This window comes from Rhodospirillaceae bacterium (assembly GCA_028819475.1).
Lineage (GTDB): Bacteria > Pseudomonadota > Alphaproteobacteria > Bin65 > Bin65 > Bin65.
Map to the genome: position 1 here is coordinate 83,678 of JAPPLJ010000036.1, position 23,705 is coordinate 107,382.

The window sequence follows — 23,705 nt, forward strand, 5'->3', positions numbered from 1 at the left end:
TGAACCCCTGCCCCCGGCGCGCGTAGTCGACCCGCCCGGCAATCCGCTCCCCGATCCGAGGCAAGCGTGCCCGTATCCTTTCCTCCGCGCGGCGGCCTGTTCCTGGATCGCGACGGCGTCGTCAACGTCGACCGGGGCTACGTCCATCGGCCGGACCAGATCGAATTTGTCCCCGGCGTATTCGACCTCGGCCGCACTGCCATGCGGCTCAACCTGCCGATCATGATCGTCACCAACCAGGCCGGCATCGCCCGCGGCCTCTACACAACGCAGCAGCTCCGCGACCTCATGGCCTGGATGGTGGCGCAGTTCGCCGGCGAGGGCGTGGCGGTCGCCCATGTCGAGCACAGTCCGTGGTTCCCGCCCGATCTGACGCCGCCGGACGGCCGCCCGCTGTTGGCCGAATGGGTGCGCGATTCCTGGTGGCGCAAGCCGGGCGCCGGCATGCTGCACCGCGCCGCCCGGGCCGTCGGGGTCGATCCGGCGCAGAGCGTGCTGATCGGCGACCGGGAGGGCGATATCGCGGCGGGGCGGGAGGCCGGCGTGCGCGCCACCATCCAGTTCGTCCCCGAAACGCCGAGCCCGGCCCTGGACCTCACCCCGGACACGCCGGCCGATCCCGACCCGGATTTCGGTGCGGACTACCGGTGCCGCCGCCACGCGGAAACCATCGAAATCCTGGAGCGGCTCTACGGCTGAGCCGGGCCCGGCCTATATCCCGGCCATGATGGATGCGACGCCCCTTCTGCGCCTGTGGGCCCGGCGGCGGCTGCGGCGGCTGTCGGCGATGGACCCCGCGGCGGTCCAGCAGGCGGAATTGCTGAAACTGGTGCGCGCGGCGGCGGGAACCCGGTTCGGGCGCAGCCACGGCTTCGCGCATATCCGCTCCGTCGCCGACTTCCAGTCCGCCGTGCCGCTTCGCGATTACGACGCGTTCCGCGACGAAGTCTGGGGCAGCGCCTTCCCGCACCTTGCCGAAGTCGGCTGGCCCGGCCCGGTCCCCTGGTTCGCGCTGACCAGCGGTACGACGCGCGACGTCACCAAATACATTCCCGTCACGCCGGCGATGGTCCGGTCCAACAAGCGGGCGGCGCTCGACATGCTGGCCCACCATCTGGCCGCCCGGCCGCGAAGCCGTGTGCTCGGCGGGCGCAGCTTCATCCTCGGCGGCAGCACCGATCTCAAGCCGCTGGCGCCCGGAATTCTGGCCGGCGACCTCTCCGGCATCGCGGCGGCAACGGTGCCGGCCTGGGCGCAGCGCTTCACCTGGCCGCCGGAGGATCTCGCCCTGGAAACGGACTGGGAGCGCAAGATCGACACTCTGGCGCGCGGCAGCCTCGACCTCGACGTCCGCTCGATCAGCGGCACGCCGAGCTGGCTGCTGCTGCTGTTCGAGCGTCTCGCCGACCTGCGGCCTGCGGCGCAGCGCGACCTGACCCGCATCTGGCCCAATCTCGACTTGGTGATTCACGGCGGCATCCGCTTCGATCCCTATAAGCCGCAATTCGACCACTGGCTGCGCGGCCGTCCGGCTGACTACCGCGAGGCCTACGCCGCCAGCGAAGGCTTCGTCGCGGGCAGCGACCGGGGGTTCGGCGAGGGGTTGAGGCTCAATCTGGATACCGGGCTGTTCTACGAATTCATCCCGCTGGAGGAACTGGAAGCCGCGCAGCCAACGCGCCATTGGGTTGGCACGGTCAAGACCGGCGTGAATTACGCCATTGTCCTGTCGACCTGCGCGGGCCTGTGGGGCTGGCTGCTCGGCGACACGGTGCGCTTCGTCGGCCGCAATCCGCCGCGCCTGCTGGTCACCGGGCGGACCGGCGCGACCATGTCGGCCTTCGGCGAGCACCTGACCGGCGAGGAGATCGACCGGGCGGTCAGCCGGGCCGCCGCCGCTGCCGGCCTCTCGGTCGCGGACTATGCCATGGGCGCGGTCTTCCCAACGGCGGAGCAGCCCCTGGGCGGCCATCGCTATGTGGTGGAATTTGCCGGCGGGATACCGTCTGCGGCGGCGCTCGGCCGGTTTGCCGAAGCGCTCGATGCCGAGCTTTCGGCGGGCAACGAGGATTACGCCGCCCACCGCTCCGGCGGCTTCGGTCTGCGGGCGCCCGAACTGCTGGCCGCGCCGCCCGGCTTCTTCACCGCATGGATGAAGCGGCGCGGCAAGCTGGGCGGCCAGAACAAGGTGCCGCGGGTGATTAACGATGGCGCGCTGTTCGACGGCCTGCTCGAGGCGCTGGACGCGGCGGCGGGCGGCGGCTGAGGCGCTGTTCCGGACCGCCGGCGCCGGATCGGTCGGCCGCTCCTGCCGGCTTATCCGCCGGTCCGGCGCTCAAAGCCCGGCCACGTCGATCAGCGTTTCTCCGGCTGCCTGCTGCCTGCGGTGGTTTTCGTCGATCGCCTTCCGTATCCCGTGCGGAACCGCGATCTCGCCGGCAAACTCCGGCCGTTCGCGAAGCGGCCCGAACCACGCGTACAGATCGGGATGCAGCCGCTCCACCGGATAGCCGCAGAGCGTGAGCCGGTTGACGTAGATGAACCAGGCGATATCGGCCAGACTCAGTTGCCCGCCCAAAATGTAGGGGGCGGCGTTCAGCCGGCGGTCCAGGTCTTCGAACGAGCGGCGGAACCGCGCCGCCGAGGCCCGGACGGCTTCGTCGGTGATCCCGTCGCGCGCGATGCGCTCCCAGAACGCGATCTCGACGGTCTTGTTGGGGTCGCGGCTTCCCTGGACCGTGCCGCTGCCGCGCGCGCGGTAATCGGCCAGCGCGTCCGCCGATTTCGGCGCGCGGGGCCGCGGCTGGGTATACCGAAAGGTGATCGTCCTCAAATCGAGATGCAGATCGTCCTCGTGACGCAGCAGTTCGGCCATTTCCGCCTCGCGGCCTTCGGGAATCAGCCGCGGCACGGGGAACCGCCGGTCGATCAGCGAGACGATGTCGTTGCTCTCGATATGGACTTCGCCGTCGATGACCAGCGTCGGGACCAGCCCGCGCGGATTGATGCCGAGATACCGTTCGCTCAGATTCTCTCCCCCCGGCAGGTCGATCGGATGCGCCTGCCAGTCGACGCCCTTCAGGTTGAGGACGATCCGGGCCTTCTGGGAACAGGACGAGCCGTGGAAGTGGAACAGATGCACGCCCTTCCATCCAAGCACGTCGCGCGTGCGGACATCGGTCTCCAGGAGCCGAACCATTGCACGTCCTTTCCTGTCCGCTTGGGGCGCCATACCGCCCGGCGGCTCGCCCGGCCTCGCCACCATAGCGTTGCCCGCCCGGGCCCGACAACCGGACGGCGCCGCCTGCCGTCAGCCGCATTCCGGATCGTCGGAGATGCTACCGGTTCCCGGGCCGGCCCGGCGGCCGGGTCGCGGAAATTGCCCGGTGATTTCCAGGCTGCGGGAACCCCTTCAATCGATCTTCCCGTTGCTGCCGCCGCTGCACCTGCGGCGATGTGGGCAGGGCCGTCATGGGCGGAAAACAGGCAAATCGGGACTTGGACGTTCGACCGCAGGCGACTGGCCCACCGGCGTTGCGGACCTTAGAATCAGGCAGACAGAGACGGAGACCGCACGACGAACCCGAACCGACCGGCCCAACGATCCCGACGGATGAAATCCGGGAAGGCCAAACCGGCACAAAGGATGCCCGATAAAGACGAACATGACCGATCCCGTACCCCGCACATACAAAGGATTGCCCAGAAAGCAGGGGCTTTACGACCCGCGCAACGAACACGATGCGTGCGGGATCGGCTGCGTCGTGAACATCAAGAACCGCAAAAGCCACCGGATCATCGATCAGGGTTTGCAGGTTCTCAAAAACCTGACGCATCGCGGCGCGGTCGGCGCCGACCCGCTGGCCGGCGACGGCGCGGGCATTCTCATCCAGATGCCCGACGCCCATCTGCGCGCGGTCTGCGGCGACATCGGGATCGCGCTTCCGGAACCGGGCGAGTACGCGGTCGGCATGGTGTTCATGCCCCAGGCCGAGGGGCCGCGGGCGGATTGCGTCCGGATGGTCGAGGAACTTGTCGAGGCCGAAGGCCAGCACGTCCTCGGCTGGCGCGACGTGCCGGTCGACAATTCCGGACTGGGCGAGAGCGTGCTGCCGACCGAACCGTTCGTGCGCCAGGTCTTCGTGCGCCGGGGCGACAACTGCGCTGACCAGGATGCCTTCGAACGCAAGCTGTTCGTCATCCGCAAACAGGCCGAGCATCTGGTCGACGGCCTGGGCGAGGCTTGCGACGATTTCTATATGCCGTCCTTCTCGTCGCGCACCGTCGTCTACAAGGGAATGCTGCTCGCCCATCAGGTCGGCGAATTCTACCTCGACCTCAGGGACGAGCGGATGGTCACCGCGCTGGCCCTCGTTCACCAGCGGTTTTCGACCAACACGTTCCCGTCCTGGCGGCTGGCGCATCCCTACCGGATGATCTGCCACAACGGCGAGATCAACACGCTGCGCGGCAACATCAACTGGATGGCGGCGCGCCGCCATCTGATGAAGTCCAAGCTCCTGGGCGACGATCTGGAAAAGCTCTGGCCGCTGATCACGGAGGGCCAGTCGGATTCGGCGAGCTTCGACAACGCGCTCGAACTCCTGGTGCAGTCCGGCTATTCGCTGGCCCACGCCATGATGATGCTCATTCCCGAGGCGTGGACCGGCAATCCGCTGATGGATGAGCGCCGCCGCGCCTTCTACGAATATCACGCGGCGATCATGGAGCCGTGGGACGGTCCGGCGGCGGTGGCGTTTACCGACGGCCGCCAGATCGGCGCGACCCTGGACCGCAACGGGCTGAGGCCCGCGCGCTACGTCATTACCGACGACGATATGGTGGTGATGGGGTCCGAAGTCGGCGTCCTGCCGATCGACGAGAGCCGCATCGTCAAGAAGTGGCGCCTGCAGCCGGGCAAGATGCTGCTGATCGACCTGGAACAGGGCTGCATCCTGGACGACGACAACATCAAGGCCGAACTGTCTTCGGTGCAGCCCTATCAGGCGTGGCTCGACCGCACCCGGATCGTGCTGGAGGACCTGCCCGCGACGAACGCCCCGGTCGCCCTGCCCAACCGCTTTACGCTGCTCGATCGCCAGCAGGCCTTCGGCTATACGCAGGAGGACCTGAAATTCCTGATGTCGCCGATGGCGTCGACCGGGCAGGAAGCCGTCGGTTCGATGGGCAACGACCGCCCGATATCGGCGCTGTCGTCGCGCCCCAAGCTGCTCTACACCTATTTCAAACAGGTGTTCGCCCAGGTCACCAACCCGCCGATCGATCCGATCCGCGAGGAGCTGGTGATGTCGCTCCTGTCGCTGATCGGCCCGCGGCCGAACCTGCTGGGCATCGACGATACGACGCCGCAAAAGCGTCTCGAGGTCCGGCAGCCCGTCCTGACCAACCGGGACCTGGAAAAGATCCGCTCGATCGGCGAGATCGCTGACAACGCGTTCCGGACCCTGACCCTCGATCTGACCTATCCCGCCGAGCACGGCGCCGAAGGCATGCGTCCGGCGCTCGATTCGGTGTGCGCCCAGGCCGAGAAGGCGTGTCAGGAAGGCTACAACATCCTGATATTGAGCGACCGTGCGATCTCCGAGGACAGGATCGCCATACCGGCGCTGCTGGGCACGTCGGCGGTTCACCATCATCTGGTGCGCGAGGGCCTCCGGACCCTGCTCGGGCTGGTCGTCGAGACCGGCGAGGCGCGCGAAGTCCATCATTTCTGTACCCTGGCCGGCTACGGCGCCGAGGCGATCAACCCCTACCTCGCGTTCGAGACCCTTTCGGCAATGCGCGACGAACTGCCGGAGAAGCTGACCGACCGTCAGCTTTCCCGGCGCTACATCAAGGCGGTCGACAAGGGCATCCTGAAGGTGATGTCCAAGATGGGCATCTCGACCTACCAGTCCTACTGCGGCGCGCAGATTTTCGACGCCGTCGGCCTGGGCGAAGACTTCGTCGGGCAGTATTTCACCGGCACGGCGAGCACCATCGGCGGAGTCGGGCTGGCGGAGATCGCGCGCGAGACCGTCGAGCGCCACAGGCTCGCCTACGGCGACGCGCCGATCTATCGCAATGCGCTCGACGTCGGCGGCGAATACGCCTACCGCCTGCGCGGCGAGGAGCATTACTGGACGCCCGATACGGTGATGAACCTGCAGCATGCCGTGCGCGGCGAGCTGCCGGAAAAGTACCGCGCCTTCGCGGAGCAGGTGAACGATCAGGACCACCGGATGATGACCGTCCGGGGCCTGTTCGAGCTTATCCCGGCCGAGACGCCGGTGCCTCTCGAAGAGGTCGAGCCGGCGAGCGAGATCGTCAAGCGGTTCTCGACGGGCGCGATGTCCTTCGGGTCGATCTCGCGCGAGGCCCATTCGACCCTGGCGATCGCCATGAACCGGATCGGCGGCAAGTCGAACACCGGCGAGGGCGGCGAGGAGCCGGACCGGTTCCGGCCCATGCCCAACGGCGATTCGATGCGCTCGGCCATCAAGCAGGTCGCCTCGGGCCGCTTCGGCGTGACCGCCGAATATCTCGCCAATTCCGACATGATGCAGATCAAGATGGCCCAGGGAGCGAAGCCCGGCGAGGGCGGCCAGCTGCCGGGCCACAAGGTCGATGCGGTCATCGCCAAGGTGCGCCATTCGACGCCGGGCGTCGGCCTGATCTCGCCGCCGCCGCATCACGACATCTACTCGATCGAGGATCTCGCCCAGCTCATCTACGACCTGAAGAACACCAACCCGGATGCCGACGTTTCCGTGAAGCTGGTCTCGGAGGTTGGCGTCGGAACCGTGGCGGCGGGGGTCTCGAAGGCCCGGTCGGACCATGTGACGATTTCGGGATTCGAGGGCGGCACGGGCGCCAGCCCGCTGACATCGATCTCCCATGCCGGTTCGCCGTGGGAAATCGGGCTTGCCGAGACGCACCAGACGCTCGTGCTCAACCGGCTGCGCGGCCGCATCGCCGTCCAGGTCGACGGCGGCATCCGAACGGGCCGCGACGTCGTTGTCGGCGCGCTCCTGGGCGCCGACGAATTCGGCTTTTCCACCGCGCCGCTGATCGCCGCCGGCTGTATCATGATGCGCAAGTGCCACCTCAACACCTGCCCCGTGGGCGTCGCGACCCAGGACCCGGAACTGCGCCGGCGGTTCACCGGCACGCCCGAGCATGTGATCAACTATTTCTTCTTCGTCGCCGAGGAAGTGCGCGAGTTGATGGCGCAGCTCGGTTTCCGTACCTTCGCCGAAATGATCGGCGAGTCGCAGCGGCTCGACCAGCGCCGCGCGATCGAACACTACAAGGCCAAGGGCATCGACCTGTCGCGGATCCTTGCCAAGCCCCATGCCACGCCCGGCGTCGCGACCCACAACAGCGAGCGCCAGAACCACAATCTGGAAAAGGTCCTCGATCGCACGTTGATCGAGCAGGCGCGGCCCGCGCTGGCCAAACGTCAGCCGGTCCGCATCGACATGCCGATCCGCAACATCGACCGCACCGTCGGCGCGATGCTGTCGGGCGAGGTCGCGAAGAAATACGGCCATGACGGCCTGCCGGAAGACACGATCAGCGCGACCTTCCAGGGCACCGCCGGCCAGAGCTTCGGCGCGTTTCTCGCCCACGGAATCTCGTTCGAGTTGATAGGCGAAGCCAACGACTATACCGGCAAGGGCCTGTCGGGCGGCCGCCTCGTGGTCTATCCGCCGGCCGACAGCGGCGTCGTCGCCGAGGAAAGCATCGTCATCGGCAATACCGTGCTCTACGGCGCGATCGCCGGGGAATGCTATTTCCGGGGAGTCGCGGGCGAGCGATTTGCGGTGCGCAATTCCGGCGCCGTCGCGGTGATCGAGGGCGTCGGCGACCATGGCTGCGAGTACATGACCGGGGGCGTCGTCGTGTGCCTCGGGCATACCGGGCGCAACTTCGCCGCCGGGATGAGCGGCGGCATCGCCTATGTCCTGGACGAGGAAGGCGATTTCGAACGCCGCTGCAACCTGGCGATGGTCGAACTCGAACCGATCAAGGCCGAGGACGATTCGCTCGAACGCCTGGCGCACCAGGGCGGCGACCTCGAAGCTCACGGGCTGGTCGACGTCATGCGCGACATGACGCGTTTCGATGCCGAACGCCTGCACCAGCTGATCGAGAAACACGTCCACTACACCGATTCGGCGCGCGGCAGGCTGATTCTCGAAAACTGGGACTCCTACCTGCCGCAATTCGTCAAGGTGATGCCGGTCGACTATTACCGCGCGCTCAGGGAAATGGAGCTCGCCCAGCCGGCCGATCCCGCCGATCCAGCCGACCTCGTCGCGGAAAGCCGCTGACCCATGGGCAAGGTCACGGGCTTTCTCGAGATCGACAGGCTCGAGCAGCGGTACACGCCGGTCGGCGACCGCATCCGGCATTTCAGCGAGTTCCTCGTCCCGCTGGACAAGAACACGCTGATGCAGCAGGGCGCGCGTTGCATGGATTGCGGCATCCCTTTCTGCCACACCGGCTGCCCGGTCAACAACATCATCCCCGACTGGAACGACCTGGTCTATCGCGACCAGTGGCGGGAAGCCTCCGAGGTCCTGCACTCGACCAACAACTTCCCGGAATTCACCGGCCGCATTTGCCCGGCGCCGTGCGAGGAAGCCTGCACGCTGAACATCAGCGACGCGCCGGTGACGATCAAGACGATCGAATGCGCGATCGCCGATCATGCCTGGAACGAAGGGTGGGTGGTTCCGGACATTCCCGAGACCCGGACCGGCAGGCGCGTCGCCATCGTCGGGTCGGGCCCGGCCGGCATGGCCTGCGCGCAACAGTTGGCGCGCGCCGGCCACGACGTGACGCTGTTCGAGAAGCACGCCAGGGCGGGCGGGTTGCTGCGCTACGGCATTCCCGATTTCAAGATGGAAAAGCATTATATCGACCGGCGCGTCGCCCAGATGGAGGCGGAGGGCGTGACCTTCCGCACCGGCGTGAACGTCGGGGTCGATATCGAGGCGCGGCAGCTCACCGAGGATTACGACGCCGTCGTGCTGGCCGGCGGGGCGGAAGAGGCGCGCGACCTGCCGGTCGAGGGGCGGGAGCTGCACGGCGTCGAATTCGCGATGGATTTCCTGCCGCAGCAAAACCGGCGCGTCAGCGGAGAGCCCCTCGGCGACGGAGAGGAGATTCTCGCGCGCGGCAAGCATGTCGTGGTGATCGGCGGCGGCGATACCGGCTCGGACTGCATCGGCACGTCGTTCCGCCAGGGCGCGGTCTCGGTGACGCAGCTCGAAATTCTGCCCATGCCGCCGGAAAGCCCGGACATGGCGACCATCTGGCCGCTGTGGCCGCTGCGCCTGCGCACCTCCTCGTCGCAGGCGGAAGGGGCGGAGCGCGACTGGAGCGTCGCGACCAAGCGTCTTTCCGGCGCCGGCGGGGCGGTGTCCACCCTTCACGGCGTCCGGCTGGATGAAAATCTCAAGGAAGTCCCCGGAACCGAATTCGAGCTGAAGGCGGAACTCGTGCTGCTGGCGATGGGCTTCGTCCATCCGGTCCACGAAGGCATGATCGAGGAGCTGGGGGTCGATCTCGACCCGCGCGGCAACGTCCTCGCCGATACCGAGCGTTACGTCACGTCCGATCCCAGGGTGTTCACGGCGGGCGACATGCGCCGCGGCCAGTCGCTGGTGGTCTGGGCGATCCGCGAGGGCCGGCAATGCGCCCGCGCCGTGGACGAATTCCTGATGGGCGAGTCGTCGCTGAGCCGGTGAGGCTGCAGGCGGGGCCTGTGCGCCGGCCCGCAAACTTTCGGGCGTCTTGCGGAAAACCTGTGCGAAACTCCGCACGATGGCGTCGGCGGCCGGTGCCGTCTGCCGGCTTTCCTCAGGCTGCCGTCCGCCCGGCAGCGGCGCGGCGGCCCCCATCGCCCGCGAACAGCACATAATAGAGGACCGGCGCCGCCACCAGCGTCAGGAGCGACGCAAAGGCCAGTCCGCTCATGATCGTCACCGCCATCGAAACGAAGAAGGCGTCGGTCAGCAGTGGCGTCATGCCGAGGATCGTCGTCGCCGCCGCCAGGACGACCGGGCGCAGGCGCGACGTGCAGGCGGTCTCGATGGCCTGCTTCAGCGCCTCGCCGCCGCGGCGGACGCGGTCGATTTCGTCAACCAGCACGATGCCGTTCTTGATCAGCATGCCGGAGAGGCTGAGCAGCCCGAGCAGGGCGGTAAAGGTGAAGGGCAGGCCGGTCCCCAGCAGCCCGATCACCACCCCGTTCACCGCCATCGGAACCAGCAGCCAGATGATGAGCGGCTGGCGCAGGGCGTTGAACAGGAGGATCGAGATCAGGACCATGACGATGAAGCTGAGCGGCAACTTTCCTGCCAGGCTGGATTGCGCATTGCCCGACGACTCGAACTCCCCGCCCCACGCCATTCGATAGCCCAGGGGAAGCGGTATGTCCTCGACCGTCCGGCGGATCGCGGCGTGAACCTTGGCGGCGGTCGTGCCGGGCGGGATATCGGCCGAAACCGTCAGGGTTGGCAGACGGTCCCGGCGGTGTACCAGCGTGTTCTGGGCTTCGTAGGAGAAACCGTCGGTCATCTGTTCGATGGGTACGAAGGCGGAAGCCGCGGTCGAATAAACCATCTGGTCGCCCAGCCCGAGCCCGGAATCGGGGGGCAGACGCACCACGATCGGGATCAGCCGTTCGCCTTCCCGATACACGCCGGCGTTGATGCCGTCGGTGGCGAATTTGAGCGTCGCCGCGATATCCTCGCGCGCAATCCCTGCGGCTTGCGCCCGGTCGCCGGCATAGACCGGCGAGATCGCCAGTTCCTGCTCGCGCCAGTCCATCCTGAGATGTTTCAGATCGTCCGATGCGGCGGCCATCCGCGCGATCGCCTGCTGTCCGAGGTCCCGGAGAATTTTCGGATCGCTGCCGGAAAAGCGGACCTGGATCGGATCGCCGCCGCCTGGGCCGAAGACCAGGCGCCGGGTGCGGAATTCGCCGTCCGGCAGGCTGCTGCGGGCGAAGGCCTCCAGATCGGCCTGCAATGCCGGAATCCGGTCGAGACCGCGGGCGCGGATAATGAGATGTCCGTAGCTCGGATTCGCTTTCCCGGCTGCATAGGTCAGGATGAAGCGCGATGCGCCCCGGCCGACGAAGGTCGAAACCGATTCGACATCCTCGCGTTCGGCCAGCCACGCCTCAACCTTTGCAAGATCGTCGGACACGCGATGGATGCCGGTTCCCTGCGGCAGCTTGTAGTGAACGAAGAAGATCGGCGTGTTGGAATCCGGAAAAAACTGCTGCTTGAGCTGGGTAAATCCGAATAGGGAAGCCGCCGTCAGCGCGACCAGGGCGGCGATTGTCAGCCAGCGTATCTTCAGCGCCCCGCGCAGGAGCGCGCCGTAAACCCGGAAGGGGAGACCGCCGTAGGCGGCCGTTTCCGCGCCGCTGCCCCGCTTGAAAAAATAGTGTCCCATCAAGGGAGTTACGGTTGCGGCAAGCACCCACGACAGCAGCAGGGAAATGCCGATGACCGCGAACAGGGAAAACAGGAATTCGCCGGTCGAGTCCGGGCTGAGGCCGATCCCTGCGAATGCCATGATGCCGATAACGGTTGCGCCGAGGAGCGGAATCTGCGTCCTGGAGGCTGCCTCGTCCGCCGCGTCGCGCGAGGATTTGCCCCGCAGCATGGCGATCTGCATGCCTTCGGCGACGACGATGGCGTTGTCGACCAGCATCCCCATGGCGATGATCAGGCCGCCGAGCGAGATGCGTTCCATCTCGATAGAGAAGAACTTCATGAACAGCAGCGTCCCGAGGACCGTCAGCAGAAGCGTCGATCCGACGACCACCCCGGCGCGCCATCCCATGAACAGGGCGAGCACGATCGTCACGATGGCGACGGACATCGCCAGGTTCGCGAGAAAGTCGTTCGACGCTTTATCGACCACCCGGTGCTGGCGGTAGATCGGGTGCAGTTCGACGCCGACGGGAATGTCCCGCTCGAGTGCGGCGAGACGCTGCTCCACGCGCCTGCCGACGGCCACGATATTCTCGGTTGCAAGGCCTGCAATCCCGATCGTGAAGGCCTCGACCCCATCGAACCGCACGATCAGGGCGGGATCGGATTGCCGGGCGCGGCTGACCTCGGCGATATCCGCAAGATTGATCGATTCGCCGCCAACGCCGACCGAGAGACCCGCGATCTCCGAAACGGTGTCCGACCCGGCGGGCGCCACGATGCGCGCCGTATCGGTCGATCCGGCATCGACCACGGAATTGGCGTTGGCGATCGCTGCGGCGATGGCTTGCGGCGGTACGTTCAGGTTGACGGCAAGGGCGAGGTTCGGCTCGACGAAGATCGCTTCTTCCGGGAGCCCGCTGACGGCGACGTTGGCAACGCCATCGACCGCGAGCAGTTCGCGCCGCAGAAAGGCGGCCAGCCGGTGCTTCTCCGCATCGGTAAAGCCCTCGGCGGTGACGGCGTAGTAAATGCCGAACACGTCGCCGAAGCTGTCGTTCACACGGGGAGAGCCGACTCCCGGCGGCAAACGCCGGGCGGCATCTTCGACCCTTGCCCGAAGCCGCGTCCAGATCGCCGGAAGTTCCGAACCGTCGAACTCGGATTTGATATACACCTCGATCAGGGATACGCCGGGCCGGTTGATCGAGGCGATCCGGTCGATCTCGCCCATCTTCTGAAGGGCCGATTCCAGAGGTTCGGAGACTTCCTCGGCAACCTGTTGCGCCGACGCCCCGGGATAACGGGTCTCGACAACCGCCTGCTTGATCGTGAAAGCCGGATCTTCCAGCCGCCCGAGGGAAAGGAATCCCCAGATCCCGCCCGCCAGGCAGATCAGAATGATGATCCAGACCGGAAGAGGCCGTTCGATACTGCCGCGCGCAATCCTCACGACATGGCCTCAGTTCGGCAGCCCCCGGAACCGGCGCACCCTGGCGCCGTCTTTCAGGGCGTTGATTCCGGCGGCAACGATTTCTTCGCCGATTTTCAGGCCTTCGATCACCTGGAATTCGCCGTTCCTGCCGACCGCGAGCGTGACCCGCCTCGCCGCGACGACGCCTTCGTCGCCCTGGGTCTTGCGGAAGACCATCACCGAGGTGGCGCCATCGGCGGCGACGGCCACGGCCGACGCCGGAACGGCAATCCTCGAGCGGGGAAGATGCAGGCTTGCCAGGATCGTGACGGAGGAACCGGGGAGAATGTTGAGTTCGTCGGGCGGGGCCATACCCAATGTCACCCGGAAGGTCTGGCCGATCCGGGACGTTTCGGCGTTGAACTCGCGCACCTCGACCGGAAACAGCGTCTTGCTGGCAGGGAAGCGCGCGGCAATCGTGACATTCCGGTCGCGGCCCGCACGCTGGAACAATACCTCCGGAACATCGATCTCGATCCGGATTTCCGACATGTCGTGGAGGCGGACGACCGGCGTCCCCGCATTGACCGTCGTGAATCTGGCGACGCTGCGGCGCGCCACCAGGGCATCGAACGGTGCGTCAAGGGTGGCGTGCTTCAGGGCATATTCCGCGTTGCGCAGAGCGATTTCGGCCAGCCCGGCCTCGGTCGCCGCGTCCTCGACGCTCACCTGGCTGACCGTTTTTCCTTCCAGCTTTTTCAGACGCGCCGCGCGCCTGTGTGCCCGGTCTCTTTGCAGGCGCGCCTGCTGCAGGGCGAGCTCGAACGGTTCGAGATCGAGCTGGGCGATCATGTCGCCGGCAGGAACGATCCGACCCTCGATCGCGGGAAACCGCACGATCTGGCCGGCTGTCTGGAAAGCGAGGTCGACGGTCTGTTTTGCCGCCACCTTGCCGAAAAAATGCCGCGTGACCCGCGTCGAAGGGGCTTCGACCGTCATCAGCTTGACGGGCCGCGGGATGTCCTGGGCCGAGACGGGAGCCGCGTACGCGACCAGAGCGGCAACGAGGACTGGCAGGCAAGGTTTCATGACCGCTGCAACCGGAAAATCGCGGAGTCCAATGACGTTCGAACTTCGGGCTCCCCCATTATAGAACGCAATTTCCGGATTCAAGCGTTGCCGACCACGAAGTCTCTTCGCCACGGCCTGTCCGGCTTCCGGCTTCCGGCTTCCGGCTTCCGGCCGGCATGGTACAAGGCCCCTGAACCGGCTGTTCGGCCGGCGGCGCACGCGCTACAAGCTTGCCGCTGCCGGCACCGGCGCCCCGATCCGCAACATTTCCGAAGGCCTCGCGGCGTGACCACCACCATCTACCCCGCGCGCAAGATCATCACCATGAACCCGGCCCGGCCGCACGCCGGCCATGTCGCGGTGCGCGACGGCCGCATCGTCGGCGCCGGCACGCTGGACGAGCTGGCGGGGTGGGGCGCTTACACGCTGGACGACCGCTTCGCCGACAAGGTGCTGATGCCCGGCCTGGTGGAAGGCCACAGCCATACGATGGAAGGCACCCTCTGGGCCTATGTCTATTGCGGCTTCTTCGACCGCATGGATCCGGAAGGCACAGTCTGGCCCGGCGTCAAATCGATCGACGCCGTCGTGGAGCGGCTGCGCGAAGCCGCCGCCCGGCTCGAGGACCCGGCCGCGCCGCTCGCCGGCTGGTCGCTCGACGCGATCTACTACGGCGACCGGCGCGTCAGCCGGCACGATCTGGACCGGGTCTCGACCGAACGCGCTATCGGCGTGCTCAACGCCTCGGGCCATATCCTCAACGTCAACAGCATGGCGCTTGAGCTGGCCGGCCTGCTCAAGACGGGAATCGACCATCCCGGCATTCCGCTCGGCGAGGACGGCCTGCCGACCGGCGAGATGAAGGGCCCCGACGCGATGGCGCCGCTCGGCCCCCATACCGGGTTCGACCGCGACTTGCTGGCTTGCGACGAGCCCGGACTGCGCCGTTTCGCCAGGCTGTGCGTGCGCACCGGCGTGACGACGGCGGCCGACCTCGCCAACACGCTGCCCGACGATGCGGTCGACATGATGCTGCGGGTGACCGCCGAGCCGGACTATCCGGCGCGCATCGTCGCGCTGCGCCGCTTCTATGGCGTGACGCCAGAAGAGTTGATCGACCGGGTGCTCGCCTTGCGCGACCGCAGCCAGGACAGTCTGCGCCTCGGCATTATCAAGGTGGTGGCAGACGGCTCGATCCAGGGCTTTTCGGCGCGGCTGCGCTGGCCGGGCTACTACAACGGGGCGCCGGAAGGGCTTTGGTACATCCCGCCGGAACACCTGCTCGAAATCTACGAGCGCGCCATGGCGGCGGGCGTGCAGGTCCACACCCACACCAACGGCGACGAAGCGACGGCGCTGGCGCTCGATTGCGTCGAGGCGGCGCTGCGCAGGCATCCGTCGCCGGACCATCGCTTCACACTGCAGCATTGCCAGCTTGCCGACGCCGCCCAGTTCCGCCGCATGGCGAAACTCGGCATGTGCGTGAACCTGTTCCCGAACCACCATTTCTACTGGGGCGACCAGCATCACGGCATCACCGTCGGGCCGGAGCGCGCCGAGCGGATGAACGCCTGCGCGACGGCGCTCGCCTCCGGTGTGCCGCTCGCCATCCATTCCGACGCCCCGGTCACGCCGCTCGGTCCGCTGTTTACCGCCTGGTGTGCGGTCAACCGGCGCACGGCGACCGGCCGGACCCTTGGCGAGCACGAGCGGATCGGCGTCGCCGACGCCCTGCGCACGATCACCCTGGGCGCGGCCTACACCTTCAAGCTCGACGGCGAGATCGGCTCAATCGAAACCGGCAAGCGCGCCGATTTCGCCGTGCTTGAGGACGATCCCGAGACCGTTGGCGGCGAGGCCCTGAAGGACGTGCGCGTCTGGGGCACGGTGCAGGGCGGCCGTATCTTTCCGGCGGCCGGCATCTAGCCATGGCGCCCGGCGGCAAACGGGGCGGCCCGCTGCCCGTGACCGTCATCGGCGGCTATCTCGGCGCCGGCAAGACGACCCTGGTCAACGCCATGCTGCGCCAGGCCGGCGGGCGTCGGCTCGCCATCATGGTCAACGAGTTCGGTGCGCTGCCGATCGACAGCAGCCTGGTCGAGGCGGCGGACGACCGGATCGTCAGCCTGACCGGCGGCTGCGTCTGCTGCAGCTACGGCGAGGATATGGTGTCCTCGCTCGCCATGCTGGCGGCGCTCGAGCCCCGGCCGGACCATGTGCTGCTCGAGGCGAGCGGCGTCGCCTTTCCGGGCGCGATCGCCGGGACCGTCGGGCTGCTTGCGGATTTCGCGCTGGACGGCACGGTCGTGCTGGCCGACGCCGAAACCGTGCGCCGCCGCACCGCGGACCGCTATGTCGGCAGTACGATCCGGCAACAACTTGCGCAAGCCGATCTGATCCTGCTCAACAAGTGCGACCTGGCGGACGACCCCGAGGCCGTCGAGGCCTGGCTGGGCGAAGCTGCGCCGGTCGCCCGGATCGTCCGGGCGGAGCGGGCCGATGTGCCGATCGACGTCGTGCTGGGAGCCCGGCCGGACAATGCCGCAGTCCGTGCCGACGGCCGGTTCCGGGATCACACCGCCGGGTATGTCGCTGCCGAACTCGATCCGCCGGCCGGCGCCGATCCGGAAGCGCTCGCCCGCCTGCTGGCCGACCCGGCGCACCGCCTGTTGCGGGCCAAGGGTTTCGTCCGGCGGGCGGACGGCGCAATGGCCGCCATCCAGGTCGTCGGCAGCCGCTGGACGGTCTCGGAAGCGCCGCCCGAAGCGCCCGTCGGCCTCGTCTGCATCGGTATGAAGGAGCAGGCCGATCCCTCGGCGATCCGGCGGGCGATCAGGGAAGCCGAAGCCGGCACGCCGGCTTTCGGCTGATTCAGCGTCTCACCACTCTTCGTCGGTCCGCAGCGACAATAACTGAACCCGCTCCAGGATTGGGTCGAGCGCCGAAGCGGATTCGTCTTCGCCGTAAACCGCGTTGAGCATTTCCGTCACGCTTTCAGCGCGATCGGGACGATGGACCGGAATATGGCGAACGGCCTGAGAGGCTGTCTGCCGACCCCGTCTGCGGACCGGTTTTCCGTTGCGCCTTTTCATCCGGCCTGTATGGGGACCCGCGCCCCGCCTCAGGAAACCACCTCGCGGATCACGCAGCCGGGCGGCCGGCGCATCCTGGTGCGCTTGCTGCGTTCGGTCAGTTCCGCTCCCGCAGTCGGGTAGGTCCGCTCCCAGGTCATGGCGGAACTCGGCTGCGCCAGCTTGACGACCCACCAGTGCTTGTAGCGCCCGCGCGGCGAATCCGGCGTGTGGAGATAGGCGGCGCCGGCGTGGAGATAGACTTTCCGCAACAGCGCGTAACGGTGGCAGGGGCTCGCCTTCAGATTGGCGACCGCGCCGCGGGCGGTGATCTGCCCGGCCGACAGGGTCTCGCCGACCTCGACCCAGTCGTAGCCGGTCCGCGCCACCCGCCCGCTGGGCGACGAGCCGTCGCTGCCGGCGTGGTAGAAGCGCCAGTTGTTCCGGAAATCCAGCGCCTTGTCGTTGGCGGCCTTCATCACATGCGCTTCGAGTATGACCGGCGGCAGGCCGTTGGCCGTGCGGAATTCGTTGACGATCCGGATGACCATCTGGGCATGGCGCATCTGTTCCGGCGCTGGATCGGCGACCCGGGCATCGCTGCGGTTGAATTCGGCCGTTCTGGTCCCGGTGCATCCACCGAGGGCCAGGGCGCAGAGGAGGAAAGAGGCGATAAGCGAATTCGGTTTTTTCATGGCGCGCCTAAATTAGCGGGACGGGCTGTCTGCGCAAGGCCGCATCGTCGCAGCGGCGCGCCTCGCACGCTTCATTGCGTGCCCGTCTCGCGGTTCCGGGGCCCGTCCGGCCCGGCGTTTTTCCCGGTCTTTTCGACGGATTCCGCGGGCTCGGCAGGCTCTGCGGGCGTTTTCGGGCAGTCCTTGCCGATGCACGGCGCCGGCTTCTTCGGCCAGTGCCGGTCGCGCCACGGGTCGGGCTCAGCCATGATCACGGTCCAGAAATGCTTGATCGGTACGCCGTGGCGCGGCGGGTTCGGATTGTGGTCGTAGGCGATCCCGACCTCGGTCATCCCGGTCAGCGTCATCTGCATCAGATGGACGGCGCTGCCCGTCCACTGCTGCATCGTGGCTTCCGCCGTCGCGCGGCCGCCGGCCAGGTTCTCGGCGATTCTCCTCCAGGTGTAGCCCTCGTCCCAGACCCGGTCGACGAGCTGGGAACAGTCCGTGCCGGTATGCTGCATCAGCGCGTGGCGGGCGATATCGAGATTGTGCCGCTTCGCCGCCACCATCAGGCGGGGTTCCAGCTTCATGGCGGTGTGGCCGCGGCGCTCGCGCACCCGGTTGATCAGGCGCAACATGCGCAGGACCTTGGCGTCGATCAGTTGCGGAAAGGCCGCATCGGCGCGCCGCGCCGCTTCCTCCCGGCCCGGACGGTCGGGAGCGCGCTTGTATTCCTCGGTATAGACAAAGCGGTCCGGGTCGTAGGGCCGCGGAATCCGGTCGGCGCCGTGATATTTCCAGGCCTTGCATTCCAGCCGGTCGCGTCCCGGCCGCCCCGCTTGTCCGCGCGCCGCTTGCCGGCGCAGCGCTGCGTTGCGCAGCCGCGGTTTCGCCCATACGAGTTTGCTTCGGGCCGGCGCCTGCCTGTCGGCCGCCGGCACAGGCTCGGCGGCGGCCGGGACACGCGCCGCAAAACTCAGCGAAACCGCGGTTGCAAACGCGAAGACCGCTATGGCGGCCGCATGCCCGCGCCGGGCGGCGGACTGGCGGTCCCGGCGGCCGGGTCTCATCGGATGACGATTTTCGGCGCCGGTTTCGCGTCGTTCGCACCGGCGTCCAGCCGGTCGAGGATCTGCACGGCGATTTCGCGATAGGCCGTTGCGTGCGGGCCGTCCGGTTCCGCGGCCACGATCGGCCGGCCGCCGTCCGACGTTTCGCGGATCGCGATGTCGAGGGGAATCTCGCCCAGGAAGGGGACGCCGAGACGCTCCGCCTCCCGCCGTGCGCCGCCGTGCGAGAAGACATCGCTGCGCTCGCCGCAATGCGGGCACTGGAAATAACTCATATTCTCGACGATGCCGAGCACCGGGACATCGACCTTGCGGAACATGTTCAGCCCCTTGCGCGCATCGAGCAGGGCGATGTCCTGGGGCGTCGAGACGATGACGGCGCCGGCGAGCCGTGCGGTCTGGGCCAGCGTGAGCTGCGCATCGCCGGTGCCGGGCGGCATATCGACGACCATGACGTCGAGCGCCCCCCAGTCGACGTCCTGCAGGAGTTGCTGCAGCGCGCTCATGACCATGGGGCCGCGCCAGATCATGGGCGTTTCCTCATCGACCAGGAATCCCATGCTCATCAGCTTGACGCCGTGGCCGACCATCGGGTCCAGCACCTTGCCGTCGGCGGTGGTCGGCTTGCCGCGGACGCCCATCATGCGCGGCATCGAGGGGCCGTAGATGTCGGCGTCGAGCAGGCCGGTCCGGGCGCCTTCGGCCATCAGGGCGAGCGCCAGGTTGGCGGCCGTCGTCGACTTGCCGACGCCGCCCTTGCCCGACGCGACGGCGATGATCGAGCCGACCCGATCCGCGCCGCCGCCCTTGGGCGCCGGGGCGTTTGCACCGGCGGGGGCGCCTGCGGCGGGGCCGGCTCCCGCGCCGTCGGCCGGCCCGCCTGCCCGAGGTGCGGAACTGTGGGCGGTCAGCACCGCGGTGACCGAGGTGACGCCGTCGAGCGCGAAGACCGCCTGCTCGGCCGCCTTGCGCAACGGCTCGGCAGAAGCGCCGCGCTCGGCCGCCACCTCGATGGAGAAGCCGACGTTGCCGTCCTTGATCGTCAGCCCGCCGATCATGCCGAGGGATACCAGGTCCTTGCCCTGTTCGGGATCGCGCACCCGCGCCAGCGCCTCGAGAACCTGTTCTTCGGTTATCTTCGCCATGCTTGAATTCTCCGCGTTGCGCCCGATATCCCGAAATGCGGGTCGACGGCATCGGGGACCGGCGCACAACTAGACCCGACGCCGGAGACGATCCAGCGCGGCGTGCCGGGCTGCGCCCCTTCGCAGCAGTCCGGGCGCGGGAGGCCGGCGCGCATTGCCGCCGGACATCGGCGTCGCTATGTAGCGGCGACCGGCAGAATACCGTAAATCGCCTGCGATGCGCGAGGAATGCGCAGCGGGAAGCGGGACGGAATGCACCATCGCAGCGTGCGATAGACCCGATAAGGGGCCAATTCAGGGACGGCGAAGAGATGCCTTGGAAAAACCAGAGCGGCGGCTCGGGCGGCGGTGGGCCGTGGGGCGGCAATGGCGGCGGCAGGGGCCCGTGGGGCGCCGGCGGCGGCAACGGGGGCGGTCGACGGCCCGGCGGCTTCGGCGGCGGGCGGGGCGGCCAGCCACCCAATTTCGAAGACATGATCCGGCGCGGCCAGGATGGCGTGCGCCGGGTGATGCCGGGCGGCGTCGGCTCGCCCAAGGGCCTCGCGCTGATCGCCCTGCTGGTCGTCGCGATCTGGATGGCGACCGGGTTCTACCGCGTCGACCCGAAGGAAGCCGGCGTCGAACTGGTGTTCGGCGAGGTGGTCCATGTCTCGGCCCAGGGCCTGCACTGGAACTGGCCGTCGCCGATCGGCGAGACCGAGAAGCCGAAGATCACCGAGATCTCCAAGACCAACGTCGGCTTCATCCAGCTCGGCGATTCGCGCCGCACGGAAGAGCAGGAAAGCCTGATGCTGACCGGCGACGAGAATATCGTCGACATCAAGGTCGTGGTGCACTGGCGCATCGACGCCCGGCCCGTGACCCGCACAGTCGACGGCGCCGAGATTACGAGCCAGCCCGGCATCCGCAACTACCTGTTCAACATCCGCAACCCGGAAAAGACCATCAAGGACGCGACCGAGAGCGCGATCCGCGAGATCGTCGGCAAGACGCCGTTCGAGGAAATCCGGACCAAAGGCCGGCAGAAAATCCAGGGCGACGCCAAGCTGCTGATCCAGCGCATTCTCAGCGATTACGGCGCCGGCATCGAGGTGGTCCGCGTCCAGCTCCTCGGCGCCGATCCGCCGGACAAGGTGCTCGACGCCTTCCGCGACGTGCAGGCCGCCCGTGCCGACCGGGACAAGATGATCAACGAGGCGACCGCCTATCAGAAGCGGATCCTGGAACGGGCGAACGGCCGGGCCGACCAGATCACCCGGGCGGCGGAAGCCTTCAAACAGGAGCGCATCCAGATCGCCCAGGGCGAGACCAGCCGCTTCCTGGCGCTGTTGCGCGAATACGAGGCGGCGAAGGACATCACCCGCAAGCGCATCTACATCTCCACGATGCAGAATATCCTGAAGAGCATGGAGAAGATCATCGTGGACCAGTCCGGCAGCCAGGGCGTCGTGCCCTACCTGCCGCTCGACGAACTGATCAAGCAGCGCGGCACGCCCAGCAACGAGGACGGCGACGTGGCACCCGGAACGGGCCCGACGCTCCGCCAGCCGGAAGCCGACGCCAGCAGGAGCCAGTAGCATGACCCGCACCCGTATCGCCCTGATCGCGTTTCTGGTCATCATCGGCGTGCTCGGCTATTCGGCCGTGTACACGGTTCACGAGCGCGACCAGGTGCTCGTGCTGCAGTTCGGCAAGGTCGTGCGCCAGGACAGCGATCCCGGTCTGCACTTCAAGCTGCCGTTCATCCAGAACATCCGCTATTTCGACCGGCGCGTTCTCGACCTCGACGTGGCGCCGGCGGAAATGCCGACCACCGACCAGAAACAGACGGTTGTCGACACCATCGCCCGCTACCGGATCAAGAATCCGCTGAAATTCTTCCAGGCGGCGAGGGCCGTGGAGGTTTTCGAGCAGCAGCTCGGCGACATCGTGAGCTCGACGACGCGGGCGGTGTTTGCCCGTGTCCCGCTGGCGGAACTGCTGACGGCAAAGCGCGCCGACATCATGCGCGACATCGCCGACCGCGTGAGCGCCGCCGTGGAAGACCGCTATGGCGTCGACCTGATCGACGTCCGGGTCAAACGGCTCGACCTGCCGCCGCAGAACAGCGAACGGATCCTGCAGCGGATGGAATCCCAGCGGCGCCAGGAAGCGACCGGCATCCGGGCCAACGGCGAGCGCGAATCGGCCCGCATCAGGGCGGATGCCGACCGCGATTCGCGGATCACCGTCGCCAAGGCCGAGCGCCGGTCCCAGGAACTGCGCGGCGAGGGCGAGGGCAGGGCGCAGGAGATCTACAACAAGGCCTATGGCCGGGACGGCGGGTTCTTCGAGTTCTGGATCTCCATGAACGCGCTGCGCGATTCGCTCGGCGCGGAAAACACGCGCTATATCGGCCCGGCCGCAGGGGAGTTCTTCAAGTTTTTCGGCGACATGGACGGCAAGAAGGCCGGAGGCGAGAAGAAATAGCCGCCGGCTTGGCGGTTCCGGGGGCCGTCCCGGAACAGGCAGGCGCTCCGGTCGCCGGAACATGGTGCCGGGAACACGGATGAACGTCGGGTGAAAGAACTGCTGCTGGCGCTCTGTCTGGCGATCGCGCTGGAAGGCATGATCTATGCGCTCTTCCCCAACGGGATGCGCCGGCTGATGCAGGTGTTCCTTGAAGCTTCGGAAGCGGCGATCCGCCTGACCGGGCTGGGCGCGGCGGCGGTCGGCCTTGGCCTGATCTGGCTGATACGGTGAAAGTCCGCGCGGCGGCGTCCCGAACCGGTCCCGAAACCGAAAGCCGATTGACCTGAACCGCCGCCGATTGGAGACTGCGGCGGAGAGACAGGCCGGCGGCGGCCCTGTCCGGACGCTAGAGTGCGGTCATGAGCGACGCCGATATCTCCGTCACAGGCGGCAGAATCATTCCGGGAGACCTGCCGTGCCTGGTCTGCCAGGCCCGGTCGTCCGCCGTCTGCAGCGTTCTGAAGGGCGAGCGTATCGCCTGCCTGAAGGATATCGTCGTCCGCCGCCAGATCGACGCCGGGCGCCGCCTGTTCGACGAGGGCGATCCGGCCGCGCATTATTTCATCGTCACCGACGGCGCCATGATGGTGTTCAAAGAGGCCCATGACGGGCGGCGGCAGATCACCGGATTCCTCTATCCCGGCGACATGCTGGGGCTCAATCACCACCAGCGCTATGCCTATTCCGCCGAGGCGCTCGGCGAGGCGATCGTCTGCCAGTATCCGATCGCGGCCATGAACGGGCTGTTCCGGGAATTTCCCGACATGGAACACTGGCTGTTGCGCCATTGCTCCGACGAACTGGCTTCGGCCCACGACCAGATGTTCCTGCTCGGCCGCAAGACCGCGATGGAGAAGATCGCAACCTTCCTGTGGTTCCAGATGCACCGGATGCGCCGGCGCAGCCCGGATGCCACGCGGCTCGAACTGTCGATGTCTCGGCGCGAAATTGCCGACTATCTCGGGCTGACCGTGGAGACGGTGAGCCGCACGATCACCCGGCTGCGCCGCGACGGCACGATCCGGACGGTCGGAAAGCAGACCGTCGACGTGCTGGATGCCGACGAACTGCGCGAGCGGGCCGGGGGCGACGGGGCCCTGAAGCCGGCAACGGCGCACCCCGGCTGAGCGGCGGTCCCGGCTTCCGGCGGACCGGGGCCTCGTCCGCTTCTATCGGAACTGCCGATGCCGCCGGCGTCCCCTTCGACTTGGCTCAGGGCGTCCCTCGATACGGCGCGCAGGCGCGCCTACTCGGATGAGGGTTGTTTTTGGCTACCCCAATTTTCCC

General features: G+C 67.4%; 16 protein-coding genes. 10 read left to right on the plus strand and 6 right to left on the minus strand.

The window, feature by feature from the left end:
* Positions 1-66: 66 nt before the first annotated feature.
* Positions 67-699: an HAD-IIIA family hydrolase gene (locus tag OXM58_11480; GenBank protein ID MDE0148982.1), complete on the plus strand. Its 633-nt coding sequence runs from the start codon at positions 67-69 to the stop codon at positions 697-699.
* Between the two features lie 25 nt (positions 700-724).
* Entirely contained in the window at positions 725-2,266 is a 1,542-nt protein-coding gene (locus OXM58_11485; protein MDE0148983.1) for a GH3 auxin-responsive promoter family protein, read from the plus strand.
* Between the two features lie 69 nt (positions 2,267-2,335).
* Here the strand turns inward: OXM58_11485 and OXM58_11490 are convergent, their stop codons facing one another.
* Positions 2,336-3,199, minus strand: a complete 864-nt coding sequence (locus OXM58_11490) for a glutathione S-transferase family protein (GenBank protein ID MDE0148984.1) — start codon at positions 3,197-3,199, stop codon at positions 2,336-2,338.
* Positions 3,200-3,665: 466 nt separating this feature from the next.
* Between OXM58_11490 and gltB the strand changes: the two genes are divergently transcribed.
* Together gltB and OXM58_11500 are read left to right on the plus strand one after the other, a co-directional pair.
* Positions 3,666-8,336 (plus strand): glutamate synthase large subunit, encoded by a 4,671-nt coding sequence (gltB, locus tag OXM58_11495; GenBank protein MDE0148985.1) that lies wholly within the window; start codon positions 3,666-3,668, stop codon positions 8,334-8,336.
* 3 nt (positions 8,337-8,339) lie between these two features.
* A complete protein-coding gene (locus OXM58_11500) occupies positions 8,340-9,758 on the plus strand; it encodes a glutamate synthase subunit beta (GenBank protein MDE0148986.1) in 1,419 nt (472 codons plus the stop codon).
* 112 nt (positions 9,759-9,870) lie between these two features.
* Here OXM58_11500 and OXM58_11505 read toward each other — a convergent pair whose 3' ends face one another.
* The gene (locus OXM58_11505; GenBank protein MDE0148987.1) at positions 9,871-12,912 is read right to left on the minus strand and encodes an efflux RND transporter permease subunit; all 3,042 of its coding nucleotides are present in this window, start codon (positions 12,910-12,912) and stop codon (positions 9,871-9,873) included.
* Positions 12,913-12,921: 9 nt separating this feature from the next.
* On the minus strand, positions 12,922-13,962 hold the full coding sequence (locus tag OXM58_11510) for an efflux RND transporter periplasmic adaptor subunit (protein MDE0148988.1): 1,041 nt from the start codon (positions 13,960-13,962) through the stop codon (positions 12,922-12,924).
* Positions 13,963-14,229: 267 nt separating this feature from the next.
* On the opposite strand from OXM58_11510, the gene OXM58_11515 reads away from it, so the two are divergent.
* Positions 14,230-15,870, plus strand: coding sequence for an amidohydrolase (locus OXM58_11515; protein MDE0148989.1), 1,641 nt, complete (start codon positions 14,230-14,232; stop codon positions 15,868-15,870).
* 2 nt (positions 15,871-15,872) lie between these two features.
* Positions 15,873-16,814, plus strand: coding sequence for a GTP-binding protein (locus OXM58_11520; protein MDE0148990.1), 942 nt, complete (start codon positions 15,873-15,875; stop codon positions 16,812-16,814).
* 251 nt (positions 16,815-17,065) lie between these two features.
* On the opposite strand, the gene OXM58_11525 is transcribed toward OXM58_11520, so the two are convergent.
* From OXM58_11525 to OXM58_11535, 3 genes are all read right to left on the minus strand, one after another.
* Positions 17,066-17,710 (minus strand): CAP domain-containing protein, encoded by a 645-nt coding sequence (locus OXM58_11525; GenBank protein ID MDE0148991.1) that lies wholly within the window; start codon positions 17,708-17,710, stop codon positions 17,066-17,068.
* Between the two features lie 71 nt (positions 17,711-17,781).
* Entirely contained in the window at positions 17,782-18,762 is a 981-nt protein-coding gene (locus OXM58_11530) for a CAP domain-containing protein (protein MDE0148992.1), read from the minus strand.
* Entirely contained in the window at positions 18,759-19,907 is a 1,149-nt protein-coding gene (locus tag OXM58_11535; GenBank protein ID MDE0148993.1) for an Mrp/NBP35 family ATP-binding protein, read from the minus strand. The genes OXM58_11530 and OXM58_11535 overlap by 4 nt, the downstream gene beginning before the upstream one ends.
* Positions 19,908-20,218: 311 nt before the next feature.
* On the opposite strand from OXM58_11535, the gene hflK reads away from it, so the two are divergent.
* The 4 genes from hflK (at position 20,219) to OXM58_11555 (ending at position 23,545) form a co-directional block, all read left to right on the plus strand.
* On the plus strand, positions 20,219-21,484 hold the full coding sequence (gene hflK / locus OXM58_11540) for an FtsH protease activity modulator HflK (protein MDE0148994.1): 1,266 nt from the start codon (positions 20,219-20,221) through the stop codon (positions 21,482-21,484).
* Between the two features lies 1 nt (position 21,485).
* Entirely contained in the window at positions 21,486-22,376 is an 891-nt protein-coding gene (locus tag OXM58_11545; protein MDE0148995.1) for a protease modulator HflC, read from the plus strand.
* A gap of 90 nt (positions 22,377-22,466) precedes the next feature.
* Entirely contained in the window at positions 22,467-22,649 is a 183-nt protein-coding gene (locus OXM58_11550; GenBank protein MDE0148996.1) for a DUF2065 domain-containing protein, read from the plus strand.
* A 128-nt stretch (positions 22,650-22,777) separates the two neighbouring features.
* On the plus strand, positions 22,778-23,545 hold the full coding sequence (locus OXM58_11555) for a helix-turn-helix domain-containing protein (protein MDE0148997.1): 768 nt from the start codon (positions 22,778-22,780) through the stop codon (positions 23,543-23,545).
* The last annotated feature ends 160 nt before the right edge of the window (positions 23,546-23,705 follow it).